This window comes from Variovorax sp. P4_D9 (genome assembly GCF_056401695.1).
The window spans coordinates 1-18,220 of record NZ_JBFUIU010000090.1 but is presented as its reverse complement, the minus strand read 5'-3'; the positions used below and the strand labels follow the sequence as shown (position 1 = coordinate 18,220).

Sequence of the window (18,220 nt, the reverse complement as noted above, 5' to 3'; positions counted from 1 at the left end):
GCCCACCTCGGCCAGAAAGCGTGCGGGGTGGTACAGCGGGAGAATGCACACGGCAGAGCCCAGGCGGATGCGTTGGGTCTTGGCCGCCATGTGCGCGATCATCATCAGCGGCGAGGGCGAGAGCGAATAGTTGTTGAAGTGATGCTCTGCATACCAGGCCGTGTTGAATCCGGCCTGCTCGGCCACCACGGTCTGCTCGATCGAGTTCTGGATGACCTGCTGCGAAGTCTGGTGATAGCCACGCTGCTGCGCGAGGATGAATACGCCGAATTCCATGTCTTGCTCCGATTAAAAAGAGTGATGTGCGATGCAGAGGATTCTCCGGTTGGAGCCGGCGATCGGGAATATGGAAGGAGCGTGATTCAGTCCTGCAAAAAAGTGCGGGATGCCCCGGAACGGCAAGCGACCGGTGCGTCGGGGCCGCCACAGGCCCAAAGACAAACCGGGGCCTGTGGCCCCGGTGTACCTCCCGCAAAGGGAGGGCGAAGACCCCAAAATATCAAGCAGCATGACGCGCCATCGTCCCGGGGTCGGGCAACGATGGCGCAAGCGGCCAGGCGCTTATTTTTCGCTCAGGTCGGTCACCTTCGCCAGGCCCTGCCAGATGGCGGCGTCTTTCTTGACGGAAGCTGCAAACTGCTTGGCGTTGCGGCTCGGAGGCACGATCATGTTCTGCCCTTCGATCTTCTGCCGCACCTCATCGGTCTTCTGCAAGCGATTGATCTCTTCGTTGAGCCGGTCGATGATTTCCGTCGGGGTCCCGGCAGGGACGAACACGCCGTACCAGCCATCGGCATCGAACTTGTATCCCTGCTCCGACAGGGTGGCCACGTCCTGCGTGGCAGGCCAGCGTTGCGATCCGGTCTGGCCCAAGCCCACCAGCCGGCCATTGCGCATGTGCGGAATGGGGGATGCGATATCGGTGAAGGCCACGCTGATGTTGTTGGCGATCAGGTCGGTCACTTCAGTGACGATCGTCTTGTACGGCACGTGAGGCATGTCCAGGCCGTAGTGCGCCTTGATGCCTTCCATGGCCAGGTGGCCGGACGAGCCCGTGCCCCACGAGCCGTAGGCAAGCTTGCCGGGATGCGACTTGGCGTAGGCCACCATGTCCGCCAGATTCTTGAAGCCGGTGCTCGGATTCGCCATCAGCAAGATGCCCGCGGCGCCGACTTGCGTGACGGGGACCAGATCCTTCTCCGCGTTGTAGGGGAGCTTGGGGTGAATCACCGGGTTGATGAGGATGGACGACGACGGTGCGAACAGCAGCGTGTAGCCGTCGCCCGGAGCCTTGGCCACCGTGTCGCACGCGATCAGGCCATTGGCACCTGGCTTGGCGTCCACCACCACCGGCTGCTTCAGCACTCTCGACAAGGGCTCGGCGATCAGGCGGGCAAAAATATCGCCCCCCGCGCCTGCCGAGCCGGCAACCACCAGGCGGATGGGGCGTGAAGGCCACTTGTCCGTGTTGGCGATGGCCTTGACGCCAGCGCCGAGCAGCATGCTGCCGAGCAATACCGTGCGGCGCCTGATAAGTATGTCGTTCATGCTTGTCTCCTGTTTCGACTGCGCAATAAATTGAGGGATGGGGAAATCAAGGGGGTCCGACTATCGACGCCGGACCTCCGATGCCTGCGATTCAGGCACTTCAAGCAGCCAGCACGTCGGTAGCCGGCTGGTGACGTCCCAACTCCTTCTTGATGGCGGGGATGATCGTTTCACCCCAGAGATCGATCTGCTTGAGCATGGCCTTCTGATCGAAGTCGCCCAACTGGGTCTGCAGTGCGATGTGCTTGGGGCGCAGGATGCTGATTTCCTCAAGCATCTTGTCGATGACCTGGTTGACCGAGCCCACGGGCAGGTTCTTGCGCAGCTGTTCCATCGTCGGGTCTGTCTCGGACGGCACTTCCTTGATCATGTAGCCGTCGTCGGACTGCGAGCGGCGGAATTTCAGGCTCTCGGAAATGCGACGCTGAAAGCGTGCGCAATCCAGGTAGGCGTCGATCTCCGCGTTGTTGTCGGAGGCGTAGGCGCAGCGCAGGAAGCCGAACTTCACATCGCGATCCAGGTCCTTGCCGTTGTCATCGGCCACTTTGACCAGGCGTTCGCGCAGCCCCTGGACGCCCTCGTTGCCGTTCAGCAGCGCGGTCACGAACAGGTTGTAGTTCTCGCGCACGCCGCGACCCAGCGTGACCGGGTTGCCCGAGGTGACCCACACCGGCGGCATGGGGTCTTGAACGCAGCGCACGGCAATGGAGCTGGGAGGCACCTTGAGGAACTGGCCTTCGTACTCGAAGATCCTCTGGGTCAGGCCCTTGGGGAKGATGTCCAGGAAYTCGTTGTAGATCGCGCCCGACTCSKCRATCTTCACGCCGAARCGCTCGAACTCGAACTCCTGRTARCCCGAGCCSAYRCCSARMTCCAGRCGGCCRTTGGAGACCGTGTCCRCRAARCCSACCTCGGCCAGAAARCGTGCGGGSTGGTAGAGTGGAAGAATGCAGACGGCAGTACCCAGGCGTATGCGCTTCGTCTTGRCAGCCATGTGGGCCACCATCATCAGCGGCGACGGCGAGAGCGAGTAATTGTTGAAATGATGCTCGGCATACCAGGCATTGTGAAAGCCCGCTTGTTCCGCCGCGACAGTCTGCTCGATGGAGTTATTGATGACCTGCTGCGAAGTCTGGTGATAGCCCCGTTGCTGGGCGAGAATGAATACTCCGAATTCCATGTGTTCTGTCTCCGCGAAAAAACGTGCCCGAAAGGGGTACTAAATTCTAGACAGGCCAGCTGAATTGATAATGGAAGAAACTGCAGATCTGAACTGCGAAGACTGGAGGACTGATGGATAGATTGCGCGCCATGGAGCTGTTCCTGTCCATCTCCCAGACCCGGAACTTTTCCGAGACGGCCCGTCGCTTTGGCGTCTCTGCCACGGGCGTGTCGCGCATGATCACCGACATCGAGGACGAGTTGAAGGTCAAGCTCCTGCTGYGTTCCACGCGCCAGGTTGCGCTGACCGAATCGGGGCTGGAGTACGCGCGCCAACTGGAGGGCATCCTGTGGCGCATCAACGAACTGCAAGCCAACATCACCGCGATCAGCAGCGCGCCACAGGGACTGCTGCGCGTGCATTCGCGCATGATGTTCGGCCTGGGCGTGCTGCCGCCCTTGATCGCGGCCTTCCGCAAGCTCTACCCGGAGATCCACATCGAACTCACGCTGGGCGAGGCACCTGCAGACCTGCGGCGCAGCCAGATCGACATCGACTTTCGCATCTCGCCGCCTGTGGAGGCAGGCGTGAAGCGCCGCATGCTTTTCCAGAGCGATCGCTACCTGGTGGCCGCTCCCGCCTACCTGGCCGGCAAGCCCGGCTTGCAGGCGCCCGAAGACATCCTGGCGCATGAGTGCCTGGCCTACCAATTGCCCGGCGATGAATACACGTGGCTGTTCAAGCAGCAGGAGCAGACCAACGGAATCGCCTTCAAGCCCCGCCACGTCAGCAACAACGGCATTGCCCTGCTGGAACTCGCGCGCCTGGGCGAAGGCCTGGCGCTTCTCGATGACTACACCGTGCACAACGACCTCCGCCAGGGCCGGCTGGTCAGGGTGTTGAGCGACCATCGCATCAGCAACAAGGGCTTCGACGAGGGCATGTACGCCACGATTCTGGACACCCCCATCATCCCCGCCAAGATCCGCTTGTTCCTGGATTTCGTGGCTGAACACGTGGCGGGACCGGAACTGCGCTTTTCGGCGCATGGCAAGGCCGCAGGGCTCGATGCCGCGCCCGCGGCATAGCCGCGCGCCGCCTACTGCGGCATGCGGCACTCGGGGCGGGCCGCTCCGCGGAAGCCCAGACCGGTCAGCTTGAGCACGGCGCCATCCAGGGGCCCGGATGCACTCAGGCGGCCACTGTCACTGATGGTCGTGACGAACAAATCGCTCATCTCCGGCCCGCCAAAGCACAAGGCGCTCGGGTGGGCCACCGGCAGATCGACCCGATGGGTGAGCCGGCCCTGCATGTCGAAGCGGGCCAGCGCCCCGACGCGCACGAGCGCAGTCCACAGGCCACCTTCGCTGTCGAAGCAGCAGCCATCCGGTCCGGAGTCATGGGCGTCGGTGCGGACGAACACCTGCTTGTCCGCCAACATGCCGTCGGCCGTGATCGCATACGAATAGATGACCCTCGCGGTGCTGTCGGCCAGGTGCAGGCGCCCGCTGATCGGGTTCACGCACGGGCCGTTGGCGATGCCCAGCCCCTCGTCGAGCTTGTGCAGATGCAGGCGGGTATCGAGCCGGTACAAGCCGCCCAGGGGAGGCTCGCCGGGCTCGCGCAACACATGCATGGTGCCGACCACGAAGCTGCCGTCAGCCAGTGCGATGCCGTCGTTCAATCGCAGATGGGGATGGCTGTCCTCGATACGTGCCAGCGAGCGCAACTGCCCATTGCGCAGGTCCAGCGCCGCGATCTCCTCCTTCAGAGCCAACACGATGCAGTCGTCGCCGTTGAACGCGAACGAGCCCAGGGGTGCAGGCGCTTCATGGCGCGCCGTCACCGCCCCGGTGTCGGGGTTCAGCGCAAGGATCAGACCCGCGCGGCAGTCCAGCAGCCACAGCTGCTGCCCATGCCACACGGGGCACTCGCCCACTCTCGTTTTCAAATCGCCGAGGCGCTGAATTTTCAATTTATCAACCACGCAATTCGTCCGAAATAAAAAGATCGTCAATTGAATCGGATTAATCAAATTAATTCAAATGCATGAATGAAATAATCATCCGTTGACAGAGGGAGCACATCGTAGCAACCCTTCAACAGCCCTCCAACCGGCGAATGCTTCATTTTTTGCAGGACACTATCTCAGATTATTGAGAGATCAATTTCGGCATCATTCCTATAATCGATCGAGCATATTGAAACCGAGACAAACAAGCGGAAGCCCCTCAGCCTCCGGAAAAAACAGAAGCTTCCGCAGCAAAGCGGGCTGTTTGTCCAGCAAGTGCTTCTTTTTATTCTGGTCCGTGCCGCAGCAAGCTGGCTTCTTACAGAGGTGGTGTATGAGTGATAAATGGGTTCGTTTGGAAGTCTCCGACGGAGTGGGTCTGGTCACCATGGACCGCCAGCCGGTCAATGCACTGAGCCGCGAAATGCGCCGCGAGCTGGTGGCCACCTTCGACGCCATCTCCGAGCGCGAAGACATCCGCTGCGCCGTGCTGACCGGCGCTGGCGGCGTGTTCTGTGCGGGCGCCGACCTGAAGGACCGCCCCAGCACCGAGATCGCCGGCGACTTCCTCGAGCACAACCGCATCACCCGCGAAACCGGCAACGCGATCCGCGAATGCGCCAAGCCCGTGATCGCCGCGATCAATGGCGCGGCACTGGGCGCCGGCTTCGGTCTGGCTGCGGCCTGCGACATCCTGTATGCCTCGGAGAACGCCACCGTGGGCATGCCCGAGATCAACGTCGGCCTGGCCGGCGGCGCCTCCATGCTCAAGACCTTGTTCGGCCGCTCCACCTTGCGCCGCATGTTCTTCACGGGCCAGCGCCTGAGCGCGCACGACCTGCTCAAGCGCAATGTGATCGAGGATGTGCTGTCGGAAAAAGACCTGCTGCCCGTGACGATGGGGCTGGCCCGCGAGATCGCCTCCAAGGCGCCGCTGGCCATCGCCTACGCCAAGCGCGCGGCCAACATGGTGGATGTCATGCCCCAGCGCGACGCCTATCGTTTCGAGCAGGAGTTCACCATGGCCCTGTCGAAGACCGAAGACGCCCGCGAAGCCCGCACGGCCTTCCTCGAGAAGCGCGCCCCCATTTTCAAGGGACGTTGAAATCATGCTGACCCAGGTTCAAGCAGCCCCGGGCACCGGGCTGGACGCATTCTTCAAGGCCGATGGCGTGGCCGTGATCGGTGCCTCCGACGACATCACCAAGATCGGTGGCCGCCCGGTACAGCTGCTGCGCAAGTACGGCTATGCCGGCCCCATCTATCCGATCAACCCCAAGGGCGGCACCATTCAGGGCCTGCAGGCCTACGCCTCGATCCTGGATACGCCCACCGCGCCGGAGATGGCGATCCTGGCGGTGCCGGTCGAAGCCACGCTGCAGGCCGTTCGCGACTGTGGCAGCCGCGGCGTGCGCGGCGTGATCGTGCTGTCCGCGGGCTTCGCCGAGGCCGGCCCCGAAGGCGCGGCCCTGCAAGCCGAACTGGTTCGCGTCGCGCGCAACCATGGCATGCGGCTGCTGGGCCCGAACTGCCTGGGCGCCGTCAACGTGGTGGACAGGCTGGTGGGCTCATTCTCCATCGCGCTCGAACAGAGCATGCCGCCTGCCGGGCAGGTGGGCATCGTCTCGCAGTCGGGCAACATCGGCAGCTTCACCATGCGCAACATGGCCGACCGCGGTCTGGGCGTGAGCCGCTTCATTGCCACCGGCAACGAAGCCGACGTGGACGTGGCCGACGGCATTGCTGCGCTGGCGCACGATGCCGACACCCGCATCATCCTGTGCTGCATGGAAACCTGCCGCGATGCCGGCCGCCTGATCGAGGCGCTGGACATGGCGCGCAAGCAGCGCAAGCCGGTGATCGTCCTCAAGATCGGTGCCACCGAGCAAGGCCAGGCGGCCGCTGCGTCGCACACCGGCGCGCTGATGGGTTCCGACGCCGTGTTCGACGCCGTCTTCCGCCGCTATGGCGTGCTGCGCGTGCGCTCGTTCGAGGAACTGCTCGATGTGGGCCACGCCGCTGCCCTGCTGCGCGCAGAGCGCCTGCCCGCCACCGACGCCGTGACGCTGGTGGCTGCTTCGGGCGGCTTCGGCATCATGATGGCGGACGCGATGGTGCAAGCCGGCATGACGCTGCCGCAGCTCGCTGACACAACCAAGGCCCTGATCCGCGAGGCCGTGCCCACCGCCGGCACCAACAACCCGGTGGATGCATCGGCCCAGATGTCGGCGCGGCCCGACATTCTGCTGAAGATGCTGACAGCACTGCAGAACGATGCCAACGGCAGCACGCTGGTGCTGCTGCTGGCCCTGTCGCTGTACAACCCGCGCCTGCGCGGCGTGTACCTGGAGGCGCTGTCCAAGATCCGCGCYAGCCATCCCGACCGGCTGCTGGTCATCATCAGCCAGGGCCCGCCCGATGCGGTGGCCGAGATCAATGCGCTGGGCATTCCGGTGTTCCCGAGCATTCCAGCGGCAGCCAGCGGGCTGGCAGGCCTGGTCAGGCTTGGCCAGCTCACCACCTTGCCCACGGCCACTGCCTATGGCGGCCCGGTCGACAGCGTGGATGCCGCCGTGTTTCGCAACGAGTTCCATGCCAAGAAGGCGTTGGCGGCTGCGGGCATCAGCGTGCCGCGCGAGGAGGTGGTGACTTCGGCCGACGATGCCGTGCGCAGCGCCCGGGCCACGGGCTACCCGGTGGTCCTCAAGATCGCGTCGGAAGACATCGCCCACAAGACCGAGATCGGCGGCGTGGCGCTGGGCCTGCAAGACGACGACGCCGTGCGCGAGGCCTATGACCGTCTCATGGCCAACGCCCGAAAGCATGCGCCACAGGCACGTCTGGATGGCGTGCTGGTGGCCCCGATGGTCCGCGGCGGCGTGGAACTGATCGCCGGTGTCTCGCGCGACCCCGTGTTCGGCCCGGTGGTCATGGTGGGGCTGGGCGGCATCTATGCCGAAATCCTCAAGGATGTCGCGGTACAGGTGGCGCCCGTTTCTGAAGGCGAAGCCCTGCGGATGATCCGCAGCCTGAAGATGTTCCCGCTGCTGGACGGCGCCCGTGGGCAGCCCAAGGCAGATGTGGCCGCAGCCGCCCGCACGGTGGCCAGGCTGTCGGAATTTGCGTGCCGCTATGCCGCCGATGTGGCTGAAATCGACATGAACCCCATTCTGGTCAAGCCGGAAGGCGAGGGAGTGCTCGTCCTGGACGCCCTGATATTTCCGACCTCTCGCAACACCTCTGCCGATTGAAGTCTCTCATGCATATGGAAAAGAACCCGGCCATTCCGGACGCTGCAGCGGGCCCGGCCGTCTACCGACAGTACGCACGCCAGTGGCTTGGCGCCAATCTGCCCGAACACATGCGTGCGGACAGCGTCGACTACCGCACGCCCACGCTGGATGAGTGCCGCGACTGGGAGGCCTCCATGTACGACGCGGGCCTCGCGGGCATGACATGGCCCAAGGCCTACGGCGGCCTGGGCCTGACACTGCGAGAGCACCTGGTCGTCAACAAGGAAGTGGGCGCGCTGGCCATGCCGGAGAGCGTGAGCTCGATCGGCAAGGAACTGGCAGGCCCCATCATCCAGACCGTGGGCACGGAAGAACAGAAGCAGCTGTTCTTGCCGCGCATCCTTTCGATGCGTGACTACTGGTGCCAGGGCTTTTCCGAGCCCGACGCGGGCTCCGACCTGGCGCGCCTGCGTACCAAGGCCGTGCAGGAGGGCGACACGTGGCGCATCAACGGCCAGAAGATCTGGACCAGTGGGGCCGCCAAGGCGCGCTACTGCCTGCTGCTGACCCGTACCGGCACGGTGGCTGACAAGCACCGTGGCCTCCTGATGTTCGCCGTGCCCATGGACACGCCCGGCATCCGGGTGGTGCCCATCAAGTCGATCGATGGCAAGGAGTCCTTTGCCGAAGTCTTCTTCGACAACGTCGTGGTGCCCGACAGTGCGCGCCTTGGCGCACCGGACGAGGGCTGGAATGCGGCCATCCGCGTGCTGTCCATCGAACGCGCGACCAATCGCATGTACCGTGCATGGCGCTTCGATTGCGAGCTGCGCCAGCTCGTCGCCGCGTGCAAGTCCGACCCGCAACTCTCCAGGCTGCTGGACGACGGAAGCTACCAGCGACGCATCGGCGATGTGGTGGGCGAAATCGATGCACTCAAAGGCCTGGTCGAGCGCACGGTAAACCAGATGATGGCGGGCGACAAGATCGGTGCCCGGGGTTCGTTGACCAAGCTCTATTGGTCCGAGTGCCACCAGGCTTTCGCGGGCCTGGCGCTGTCCGTCGTGTCGCATGTGAACCCGCGCTCCAGTGCGCTGGCGCAACGGGCCCGCAAGGCCTTCACCACAGCCTATTTCTACTCCCGCGCCGAGACCATCTACGCCGGCACCACCGAAGTGCAGCTGGACATCATTGCGCAACGCATCATGAATTTGCCGAAGGACCTTTGAGATGACCATGTCGGACAACGATCTCAAGCCCGAAGAGTTTGCCCAGGCTGCGGCCGAGGCGATCAAGGATGCGCAGACCCGCGACTTCCGTGGCGCCGCTCAAGTTCTGGCCGACGCGGGGCTGTGTGGCGTGTGCGCTGTCGAAGACGCCGGCGGGCTGGCGTTGGGCATCGAGTTCGCGCTGCCCATCGTGGCCGAAGCGGGCAAACTGCGACTGCACTGGCCGCTGCTCGAAACCATCCTGATCGCCAAGGCGCTGAGTGATTCGCCTTTGGCGGCAGAACTGGCCAGCGGCGAACGAATGGCCACATGGGCGCTGCAAGGGAGCCTGGAGGACAAGCTGGCGGGCCACGCCCGCTACGCCAAGGACTGCGACTGGGTACTGGTGGCCGATGGCCAGGGCGGTGGCGCCCTGCTGGACCTGAGCTCCGTCGAGATTCAGCACGACGAGGCACTCGACCCGGAGAACCCGCAGTCGTGGCTGACACTGGACAACGCCAAGGTGCTGGCCGAGCTAGATGCCGCAACGTTTGCAGCACTGCAGCGCGACAGCCACATCCTGATTGCCGGCTTCGTCAACGGCGCGGCCGAAGCGGCCCTGGCCACCACGGCCGAATACATGTCGACCCGTGTGCAGTTCGGACGCCCCCTGTCGGCCAAGCAGGCCGTGCGCCACCTGCTGGCCCGGATGCGCCTGTTGCAGGAAGCCTCCAACGCAGGCATTCAGCGCGTGCTCGACACCGACGAATACGGCAGCGTGCGCAGCACGCAACCCGTGCTGGCCAATGCCCTGGTGAATGCGGCCTTCGTGCTGGAGAAATCCATCCACCTGCACGGCGGCATGGGCTTCACCTGGGAAGTGCCGCTGCACTACGCCCTGCGCGAAGTGCGCAAGTTCGATGCCGCGTTCGGCTCGGGGGCGCTCGCCCAGCAGGTCGGCCGGGACTTCATCCAGTCTGTGTGAACCAAGGAATACAAATGAATCAGGATCTGCTCGGCCGCGTGGCCCTCATCACCGGCGCCGGCGCCGGCATCGGCCGCGAAACCGCTTTGCAGATGGCCGCCCGTGGCGCCATCGTCTGCGTCAACGACCTCAAGGAAGAACTGGTCGCCCCCGTGGTGGTGGAAATCAAGTCCCGGGGAGGGCAAGCCTTTGCCATCGTTCAGAACATCGCCAGCCGCGAAGGCATTCGCGATGCCATCCAGCGCTCGTTCGAGCACGGCAAGCGTTTCGACATTCTGGTCAACAACGCGGCCTGGGTGCGCTATCAGGCCATCCCCGACATCATGTCGGAGACCGTGGAGCGCATGCTGGATGTGGGCTTCAAGTCCGTCATCTGGAGCCTGCAAGAGGCCGTGGCCGTGATGGACTCCGAGCGCGGTGGCTCGATCGTCAATGTGGCGTCGGTGGCGGCCTTGCGCTCGGCCGCCAACTCGGTGGTCTATTCCGGCATCAAGTCGGGCATCCTGGGCATCACCCGCGCTGCGGCCGCTGAGCTGGGCGCGCGCAACATCCGCGTCAATGCCGTCTGCCCGTCGGCCGTTCCCACCGAAGGCACGCAGCGCAACCGCAACGCCGAGCGCGATGCCAACCGCATTGCGCGCACGCCGCTGGGTCGCCTGGGCACCGTGGCAGACATCGCCCGCAGCATCTGCTTCCTGGCCAGCGACGACGCCGGCTTCATCACGGCGCAGGCCCTGACGGTGGATGGCGGCATCACGCTGACCAACATCTGATTCTTGCTCCGGAGTCGCAGATGCAGACTGTTCTGATCACCGGTGCCGCTTCCGGCATCGGGCGAGAAGCCGCGCGACTGTTTGCCGGCGCAGGCTGGCAATGCGTGCTGGTCGACCACAACGAGCGGGCCTTGCACCAGTTGGGACAAAGCCTCCCCTCGCCTGCTTCGGCCGCGCATGTGCTGCGCACCATCGACCTGACCGACCCGAAGCAGATCGCGTCCCTGGGCGACGGCACGCCCGCACTGGATGCCCTCCTCAACAACGCCGGCATGTCAGATGCGTCCAACACGCCCCTGGCTGAACAAGGCCCGGAGCAGATGGGTCGTCTGCTCGCGCTCAATCTGGCGGCGCCAGCGGCCGTGGTCGATGCGTGTGCCCACCTGCTCAAGCCCGGCGCCCGCCTCGTGAATGTGTCGTCCGGTGCCGGCCTGCATGCCATTCCATGGCGTGGAGCCTATAGCCCGAGCAAGGCCGGACTCATCGCCCAGACCCTGGCCTTGGCACAAGCGCGACCCGACTGGTGCGTGACGGTGCTTTGCCCAGGATTCGTGCGCACCGAGCTGGTGGACGGACTGATTCAGGCCGGACGGCTCAGGCCCGAGGGCGCAGTGGGCAAGATTCCGCTCGGCCGCATGGCAGCGCCCGAAGAGATGGCGCACGCGCTGTATTTTCTGGCCAGCCCTGGAGCCGTACCGCTGAGTGGGCAGATGCTGGCCGTGAATGGCGGCTCATCCGTCTATGGCGGCAGCCAGCCGCTGGCGCCGACGACACTGAATCCACAGCCCTTGAATCTGCCAACGCAACTGGAAGTTTGCGGCGGGGATGGAGCAGCATGGCAAGCGGTGGCGCAGTCGCCCACGGACCAGCCACACTATGCGGCCTGCCTCGATCTTTCGCCGCTGTACTGTGGATCGGCAGGCTTGTTGCACGCGGTGCATGCCGCCGCCGTACGTTTTGCCGCCCGCTACCCGCAGCAGGCCAGCCTGACCTTGCTGCTGCCCTCAGAAAAGACCGGTTGCTGGCAGGAGGCTGGCGATGCCGCCGCGACACGCATGCTGATCTCGACCCTCGCCTGTGAGTGGGGCCCTCATGCCTTGCGCATCAACGCGCTGGAAGTACCGGCAGACTTGGATCCACAGGCACTGCACCCGCTGCTGCGTTTCGTCTGCGGATCTGCCGCCCAGTACCTGACGGGGCAAACCCTCATTTGCCGGGGCGTCACTCCAAAGGATGCGCGATGAGCACGCCAGATCCTGTGACCGATGCTGCGCGTGCGCAGATCAGAGATTTCTTCATCGCCGAGCGCGGCTACTGGCGCCCCTGGACCGAGACGATGCTGGAAGTGTCCCCCGGTTTCGTGCAGGAATACGCGCGCTACGCCGGCCATCCCGCGCGCACCGGGCCGCTGACGGAGCGCATGGTGGAGCTCATCTATGTGGCGCTCGACTCCTCCTCCTCCCATCTGTTCGAGTCCGGCTTGCACACCCATATGAAGCGGGCACTCGAGGTGGGCGCGACACAGGCCGACATCTTCGACGTGCTGCACCTGGTGGCCGTGCAAGGCGTCGCCAGCGTGTGCCAGGCCGTCGACATCCTGGCCGAGTTCACCGACGTGACGGAAGTGACGGCCATCGACGAGAAGCTTCAAGCCCGAATCGACACGCTGGGCTCCGCACACGCCCTGGCCCTGACCTCCGTTGCACGGCTCGACCCCGGCTATGCCGAGGTGCTTCTCGACTTTGTCGAGCAAGGCCGGCCCGGTGCGGGTCTGACCCCGGCGGAGCGCAGCCTGGTACAGCTGGCGTTGCATGCGTGCTTCACGGCTTTCAACCCCGGCGCGATACGGCAGATCGTCGCCACGGCACTGTCGCAAGACCTGACACATGCCGAGCTGCTGCAAGGCATTCAGCTGGGCGCCCACCTGGCGGTGCATGGCACCGCACTGGGCGCCAATGTCTTCCGACAAATGCCCACCAGCAACGTCCACCGTACAGACCCAACATGACTGAAACAACTGGTTTGACGAGAACAATCCGAGCCCTGTGGGTTGCTGCCGCAGTGGTCGCAACACCTTGCCTGCAAGCGCAACAGCTATTTCCCAAGCGTAGCGTCACCATCGTGGTCCCGTATTCGGCGGGCGGCGTGACCGACTATTTCGCGCGTCAGATGGGGTTCAAGTTGTCCAAGATATGGGGCCAACCCGTCGTCGTGGACAACCGGGCCGGTGGTGGAACCATCATCGGCACGCAACTGGTGGCCAAGGCACCGGCCGACGGCTACACCCTGCTTTTCACCAGCTACGGGTTCACTGCCAACCAGGTCTTGCGCAAGAACCTGCCGTATATGACTGCGGCCTTTCGCCCGGTTGCCTTGCTGGGCACCAGCCACAATGTGCTTTTGGTCACCAACCGCCTGAAAGGCAAATCGCTGGATGATTTGCTGGCAGAGGCCAAGGCAACTCCCGGCAGTCTTAAATTGGGCTCATCGGGACTGGGTTCCAGCCCTCACATCGGTGCCGAACTTTTTGCCAAGCAAACCGGGATTGACTTCATCCATGTCCCGTACAAGGGCCAGGGGCCGGCGATGTCCGATTTGATCGCCGGGGCGGTGGACGGGATGTTCGACGGCATGTCTTCCTATTCGCAGGTCAAGGGCGGCTATGTGGGAGCCGTGGCGATCGCCGCGAACCAGCGTCATCCTGCGGCTCCCGAGATCCCCACCTTCAAGGAACTGGGTGTCGATCTTGTGGCTGGCACTTGGTTTGGCCTGCTGGCTCCAGCAGCTACCCCGGACGCCGTCGTCGCGAAGATCAATGCCGACATGCGCGAGGCCTTGCAGGACAAGGAACTGAAAGCGCAGATCGCAAAGACAGGCTTGAGCGTTTCGACCTCCTCACCGGAGGCCTTTGGGGATTTCCTGAGCCAGGAATCAGCGAAGCTGCAGAACCTGGTCGATCGGGGTGTCAAGTTCGATCTGAACTAGGAATCCATCCGTAGACGACGGGCGCCTTCTTTCAAGCTGGTGCGGTTCATCCCCCGTACCAGCCTGCGTCCACGTAGTACTYGCGCCCGGAGCATCGGGCCGCATCGTCCGAAGCGAGGAAGAGCGCCATCGCCGCCACATGCACCGGGTCGATTCGTTGCTGTAGACACTGCGCCGCCACGACCTTCGCCTCGCTCTCGGGCGATTGCCACAGCTTCATCTGACGGGGCGTGCGCACCGCCCCCGGAACGATGCAATTCACGCGGATGTTGAATCCGCCCAGATCGCGCGCCAATCCTTTGGTCAGTCCCTCGATGCCCGCTTTGGCGGTCATGTAGATCGACAGATTGGCCAGCGCGAGGTGCCAGGAGATCGAGCCGAGATTCAGGATGACGCCTTCGCCGGCTGCCCGCATGCCGCTCGAAACGGCTTGTGCGCAGAAGAACTGGTGCCGCAAGTTGACGGCGATCCGTTGGTCCCAGTAGTCCGGCGTGACGTCACCGATTTCATGCCGGTCGTCGTTGGCCGCATTGTTGATGAGGACGTTGGCCGGTCCCGCCGCTGTTTCGATCGCTGCGAAGGTCGCCTGGGTTGCCTGGATGTCGGTCAGATCGCAGCTGTGAAAGACAGGCGGGTGCGCGGCGTCGCGGAGTTTCGACTGGAGCGCACGGCCGTCCGAGTCGGCGATGTCCAGGAAGAACACCTGGGCGCCCTGCCGGGCGAAGGCCTCGACCATGGCCGCGCCGATGCCGGAACTCCCGCCAGTAACGACGACTCGCTTGTCGGCAAGGCTCGGATAGATGGCAGACATTGATGGTCCTTTTCTTGGTCTTGTCGGGCCTCAGGAGGCGGCGATGCCGCGGGAGGACAGATTCTGGTAGAGCGCTCGGACCCCGAAGGTCCAGGGCGCGATGGCGTCGGAGCGTTGCACATGATTGACCAAGGTGCCTAGCGACGGCGTGGAGATCGTCACGCGGTCTCCGAGGCGGTGGGTGAAACCCCGGCCTTCGGCCCCCCGATCCTGGATCGGAGAGAACATCGTGCCGAGGAACAGCAGAAAGCCGTCCGGATACTGGTGGTGCGGACCGCATGTCTGCCGCACCAGATCCACGGGGTCGCGGCTGATCTCAGCCATCCGACTGGACCCTTCCAGCCTGAAGCCGTCCTCCTGCCCTTCGATGAGCAGGCTCACGGTGGCCGCGCGGATCGTGTCCAGCGTGAAGTTGTCGTCGAACAGACGCAGGAACGGTCCGATTGCGCAGGACCCGTTGTTGTCCTTGGCCTTGCCCAGCAACAGGGCACTGCGGCCTTCGATGTCCCGAAGATTGACATCGTTGCCCAATGTCGCACCCACGATCCGCGAGCGGCTGTTGACGGCCAGCACGATCTCGGGCTCGGGGTTGTTCCACGACGAGCTCGGGTGCAGTCCGACATCCTCGCCGAGTCCGACCGCCGACATGGATTGCGCCTTCGAAAACACTTCGGCGTCCGGGCCGATTCCGGCTTCCATGTACTGCGACCAGTTGCCCTGGCGCATGAGTTCACACTTGAGCGCCTCGGCTTCGGACGAGCCCGGTTGCACGGCCGACAGGTCCGACCCGATGGTGCGCTGCATGTCGGCCCGAATCTGCGTGGCTCTGGTGGCATCGCCACCGGCCTGCTCCTCGATKATGCGCTCCAGCAGGCTCACGGCGAAGGTGACGCCACATGCCTTGATCGGCTGCAGGTCGCAGGGGGCCAGGATTCTCTCCCCGCCTTTTTGCCCGATCGCCTTCTTCAACCAACTGTCGACATCGCCCAGGGCATCGCCCGGGCAGTTAAGGACGAAATCCAGAAGGTCTTCCCGCTCGAGCAGATCCGATACCGTGGGGGCCGATCTCGTGATGTCGAAGACCTGTCCCGCACGAAGCAGGACGAGGCAAGGTCCGTTGACGTCGGCTTCACGCCAGACGCGGCCGATCAGCAAGGCGCTCGACGCATCGGCGGGAAGCAGTGAGGAACTAGAAATTGCTTGCATTCGAAGACCTGGATTAGGCTGCCGGAGCCGGCGATGTCAGCGCGCCGCCCAGAGCATGCCGCGCTCGAGGATCGTGCGCATCTGCGGCACCTCGAACTCTCTGGCGACATGGCCCAGCGCGCTGTAGAAGACCCGCCCCAGCCCGTGCCGGCGCTTCCATACCACCGGCATCACCACTCCATCGATCCATGCCGCATGCTCGCCGGTGAATGTCGTCGTCGCTAGCACCTCGTTGGACGGGTCGACATGCATGTAGTACTGCTCCGAGTGGTAGTCGAAGTCGTCGATGCCCGTCATCACCGGATCGTCCGGCTTGACGATGTTGACGCGGAAGTCGATGACGTTTCCGGGATGGGCAACCCATTGACCGCCTGTCATGAACTGGTAGTCGACCGCCTCGCGAAAGGCGTCCCCCATCCCACCATGGAAGCCCGCGAGGCCGACGCCTTCGCGTACCGCATGGGTCAGGTTGGCGAGCTCGTCCTTCTCGATCCTGGCCATCGTGATGATCGGAACGATCAAGCTCAGGTCTGCGATGGCCGGGTCCGCAAACGCTTTGGTCGATGTCTCGACACGGACCTTGAAGCCGTGCGCTGTCAGCATGTTCGAGACGATCCTCGCGCCTTGGTCGGGCTCGTGCCCACTCCAGCCGCCCCACACAATCATGGCTTCACGCATTTGAGGTTGCCTTTTCTTTTCACATAATGAGTTCAGGCGAGCGCACCCGCCGAGAACGCGGTGGGCAATATGTGCGGTCGCTCGGGCCGGGTCTCGATGCTCACATGGCGACCGAGTCGCGATGAGGTCTCGAAGGCCTCCATCACTTCAAGAACATGAAGGGCCAATTCTCCCGACGCACGGTGCGGACGGTTGCTGCGGATGGCGTGCGCCATATCGGCCACGCCGATGCTTCGATAGTTCCCGTCTCCGTAGGCATGGCCGATCGGCTGCTCGATCCACTCCTGCCCCGCTTGGGCAAGCTCGATCCTGCCACCGAAGTAGTTCGGATCGGGGACGATCAGGCTGGCCTCGGTGCCATAGAGCTCGATCGGTACATGCCGGTGCTTGGGCACATCGAAGCTGGTCGCGATCGAAATGACGGCCCCTGAGGCAAATTCCATCGTGCCTGCGACATGAGTGGCCACCTCGACATCGATCTTGGTGCCCTTGAGCGGTTCGCTGGTGATGAGGCGCTCGCTGCGCACACGCGAGGTCGACCCCGAGACACGGGCGACCGGTCCGATCAGGTTGACCAATGCCGTGATGTAGTAGGGCCCCATGTCGAGCATCGGACCGCCACCCGCGGCGTAGTAAAAGGCAGGATTCGGGTGCCAACGCTCGTGACCCGGACACATGAAGGACGCTGTACCGGCCACGGGCCGACCGATCGCGCCTTCATCGACGAGCTTGCGACAGGTCTGGTGCGCGCCACCCAGAAAGGTGTCGGGTGCGCAACCCACGCGCAGACCCCGCTTGTCGCCGGCTTCGAGGAGCGTGCGCGCCTGGGAGGTTGTGAGCGCCAGCGGCTTCTCGGAATGGACGTGCTTTCCAGCGGCCAGCGCCATCAGGCCGACCTCGACGTGCGCCGCAGGAATCGTCAGATTGACGATGATCTCGATCGCGGGGTCGCGCAGGAGCTCATCGACCGAGAAAGCCTTGAGCCCGAACTGTGAAGCACGCGCCTGCGCTGCCTCCGGCTTCATGTCGGCGACGCCTCGAATATCGAGGATCGGAAATTTCGTCGCGGCCTTCAAGTATGCCTCGCTGATGTTCCCGCAGCCTATGAAGCCAATGCCTACCTTGTCCATGGAAGATCCTCTTTCAATTGTTCCGTCAGTCTGTTGATGGCTAGGACGTCGAGAAGGAGGAATACTTCCTCACGATGTCGGCGAGTCCATCGTTGACCTTGCACTGCTTCAGCGAGAACGAAGAAAGGACTTGATCGATCTGCGTTTCCGACAAGTCCTTGAACAGATTCGCGTAAGTCCGCTGCATCAGAGCGCTCGTGTAGAAGCAAAGCACCGCCGAACTGAAGCAGGTCCGGTTGTAGTTCTGCGTGATGCCGTCGTCGCCGATGACCTCGTAGATCTGCTGCGCCAATCTCGCGGTCTCTTGTTTGACAGGCGTCTGGGGCATCCAGGCCATCCAGTCGTCGGTTCCCAACTGCTCCTTCTTTCGGATGAACTCGCCGACCCGCTGCCGGTATTCCGACTCGGGATCGAGGACCACCAGGCCCATCACGCCAACATCCTTGTAGGTCCAAGTGGTCCAGTGCGCGCCGTGACGCTCGAAGACGCT

17 protein-coding genes and 1 pseudogene are annotated in these 18,220 nt (G+C 63.8%); 9 read left to right on the top strand and 9 right to left on the bottom strand.

Annotated features, from left to right (window positions below):
- From AC1DY5_RS12735 to AC1DY5_RS12725, 3 genes are all read right to left on the bottom strand, one after another.
- The coding region (locus AC1DY5_RS12735; protein WP_478111758.1) for an LLM class flavin-dependent oxidoreductase at positions 1–276 on the bottom strand (276 nt) is incomplete at its 3' end.
- A 285-nt stretch (positions 277–561) separates the two neighbouring features.
- Entirely contained in the window at positions 562–1,548 is a 987-nt protein-coding gene (locus AC1DY5_RS12730) for a Bug family tripartite tricarboxylate transporter substrate binding protein (protein WP_478111757.1), read from the bottom strand.
- A gap of 100 nt (positions 1,549–1,648) precedes the next feature.
- Positions 1,649–2,728: an LLM class flavin-dependent oxidoreductase gene (locus AC1DY5_RS12725; RefSeq protein ID WP_478111755.1), complete on the bottom strand. Its 1,080-nt coding sequence runs from the start codon at positions 2,726–2,728 to the stop codon at positions 1,649–1,651.
- 113 nt (positions 2,729–2,841) lie between these two features.
- Here AC1DY5_RS12725 and AC1DY5_RS12720 point away from each other — a divergent pair, with 113 nt between their 5' ends.
- Positions 2,842–3,798 (top strand): LysR family transcriptional regulator, encoded by a 957-nt coding sequence (locus AC1DY5_RS12720; RefSeq protein WP_478111754.1) that lies wholly within the window; start codon positions 2,842–2,844, stop codon positions 3,796–3,798.
- An 11-nt stretch (positions 3,799–3,809) separates the two neighbouring features.
- On the opposite strand, the gene AC1DY5_RS12715 is transcribed toward AC1DY5_RS12720, so the two are convergent.
- Positions 3,810–4,727, bottom strand: a complete 918-nt coding sequence (locus tag AC1DY5_RS12715; RefSeq protein ID WP_478111752.1) for an SMP-30/gluconolactonase/LRE family protein — start codon at positions 4,725–4,727, stop codon at positions 3,810–3,812.
- A 328-nt stretch (positions 4,728–5,055) separates the two neighbouring features.
- Here AC1DY5_RS12715 and AC1DY5_RS12710 point away from each other — a divergent pair, with 328 nt between their 5' ends.
- From AC1DY5_RS12710 to AC1DY5_RS12675, 8 genes are read left to right on the top strand one after another with little or no spacing between them, the layout of a single operon-like run.
- Positions 5,056–5,826, top strand: a complete 771-nt coding sequence (locus tag AC1DY5_RS12710; protein WP_478111751.1) for an enoyl-CoA hydratase/isomerase family protein — start codon at positions 5,056–5,058, stop codon at positions 5,824–5,826.
- Positions 5,827–5,830: 4 nt separating this feature from the next.
- Entirely contained in the window at positions 5,831–7,972 is a 2,142-nt protein-coding gene (locus AC1DY5_RS12705) for an acetate--CoA ligase family protein (RefSeq protein WP_478111749.1), read from the top strand.
- Positions 7,973–7,980: 8 nt separating this feature from the next.
- On the top strand, positions 7,981–9,183 hold the full coding sequence (locus AC1DY5_RS12700; RefSeq protein WP_478111747.1) for an acyl-CoA dehydrogenase family protein: 1,203 nt from the start codon (positions 7,981–7,983) through the stop codon (positions 9,181–9,183).
- A gap of 1 nt (position 9,184) precedes the next feature.
- Positions 9,185–10,147, top strand: a complete 963-nt coding sequence (locus AC1DY5_RS12695; RefSeq protein WP_478111745.1) for an acyl-CoA dehydrogenase family protein — start codon at positions 9,185–9,187, stop codon at positions 10,145–10,147.
- 14 nt (positions 10,148–10,161) lie between these two features.
- Positions 10,162–10,920, top strand: coding sequence for an SDR family NAD(P)-dependent oxidoreductase (locus AC1DY5_RS12690; RefSeq protein ID WP_478111743.1), 759 nt, complete (start codon positions 10,162–10,164; stop codon positions 10,918–10,920).
- Positions 10,921–10,940: 20 nt separating this feature from the next.
- On the top strand, positions 10,941–12,164 hold the full coding sequence (locus AC1DY5_RS12685; RefSeq protein WP_478111741.1) for an SDR family oxidoreductase: 1,224 nt from the start codon (positions 10,941–10,943) through the stop codon (positions 12,162–12,164).
- The gene (locus tag AC1DY5_RS12680) at positions 12,161–12,928 is read left to right on the top strand and encodes a carboxymuconolactone decarboxylase family protein (protein ID WP_478111739.1); all 768 of its coding nucleotides are present in this window, start codon (positions 12,161–12,163) and stop codon (positions 12,926–12,928) included. The genes AC1DY5_RS12685 and AC1DY5_RS12680 overlap by 4 nt, the downstream gene beginning before the upstream one ends.
- On the top strand, positions 12,925–13,905 hold the full coding sequence (locus AC1DY5_RS12675; protein WP_478111737.1) for a Bug family tripartite tricarboxylate transporter substrate binding protein: 981 nt from the start codon (positions 12,925–12,927) through the stop codon (positions 13,903–13,905). The genes AC1DY5_RS12680 and AC1DY5_RS12675 overlap by 4 nt, the downstream gene beginning before the upstream one ends.
- Positions 13,906–13,951: 46 nt before the next feature.
- Here the strand turns inward: AC1DY5_RS12675 and xylB are convergent, their stop codons facing one another.
- The 5 genes and pseudogenes from xylB to AC1DY5_RS12650 all read right to left on the bottom strand — a co-directional run.
- Complete coding sequence (gene xylB, locus AC1DY5_RS12670; RefSeq protein WP_478111735.1) at positions 13,952–14,716, bottom strand: D-xylose 1-dehydrogenase; 765 nt, start codon at positions 14,714–14,716, stop codon at positions 13,952–13,954.
- A gap of 30 nt (positions 14,717–14,746) precedes the next feature.
- Entirely contained in the window at positions 14,747–15,922 is a 1,176-nt protein-coding gene (locus tag AC1DY5_RS12665; protein ID WP_478111734.1) for a fumarylacetoacetate hydrolase family protein, read from the bottom strand.
- 36 nt (positions 15,923–15,958) lie between these two features.
- Positions 15,959–16,600: a ThuA domain-containing protein gene (locus AC1DY5_RS12660; RefSeq protein ID WP_478111732.1), complete on the bottom strand. Its 642-nt coding sequence runs from the start codon at positions 16,598–16,600 to the stop codon at positions 15,959–15,961.
- Positions 16,601–16,632: 32 nt separating this feature from the next.
- Positions 16,633–17,730, bottom strand: coding sequence for a Gfo/Idh/MocA family protein (locus AC1DY5_RS12655; protein ID WP_478111730.1), 1,098 nt, complete (start codon positions 17,728–17,730; stop codon positions 16,633–16,635).
- A 40-nt stretch (positions 17,731–17,770) separates the two neighbouring features.
- A pseudogene (locus AC1DY5_RS12650) lies at positions 17,771–18,220 on the bottom strand (glycoside hydrolase family 5 protein); the annotation flags it as partial.

What these genes read in the sequence shown, in the direction of transcription:
- AC1DY5_RS12690 (WP_478111743.1), top strand. Translation starts at nt 10,162, where the DNA reads ATGAATCAGGATCTGCTCGGCCGCGTGGCCCTCATCACCGGCGCCGGC.
- AC1DY5_RS12655 (WP_478111730.1), bottom strand. Translation starts at nt 17,730, where the DNA reads ATGGACAAGGTAGGCATTGGCTTCATAGGCTGCGGGAACATCAGCGAG.
- AC1DY5_RS12730 (WP_478111757.1), bottom strand. Translation starts at nt 1,548, where the DNA reads ATGAACGACATACTTATCAGGCGCCGCACGGTATTGCTCGGCAGCATG.
- AC1DY5_RS12685 (WP_478111741.1), top strand. Translation starts at nt 10,941, where the DNA reads ATGCAGACTGTTCTGATCACCGGTGCCGCTTCCGGCATCGGGCGAGAA.
- AC1DY5_RS12675 (WP_478111737.1), top strand. Translation starts at nt 12,925, where the DNA reads ATGACTGAAACAACTGGTTTGACGAGAACAATCCGAGCCCTGTGGGTT.
- AC1DY5_RS12680 (WP_478111739.1), top strand. Translation starts at nt 12,161, where the DNA reads ATGAGCACGCCAGATCCTGTGACCGATGCTGCGCGTGCGCAGATCAGA.
- AC1DY5_RS12660 (WP_478111732.1), bottom strand. Translation starts at nt 16,600, where the DNA reads ATGCGTGAAGCCATGATTGTGTGGGGCGGCTGGAGTGGGCACGAGCCC.
- AC1DY5_RS12695 (WP_478111745.1), top strand. Translation starts at nt 9,185, where the DNA reads ATGACCATGTCGGACAACGATCTCAAGCCCGAAGAGTTTGCCCAGGCT.
- AC1DY5_RS12710 (WP_478111751.1), top strand. Translation starts at nt 5,056, where the DNA reads ATGAGTGATAAATGGGTTCGTTTGGAAGTCTCCGACGGAGTGGGTCTG.
- AC1DY5_RS12700 (WP_478111747.1), top strand. Translation starts at nt 7,981, where the DNA reads ATGCATATGGAAAAGAACCCGGCCATTCCGGACGCTGCAGCGGGCCCG.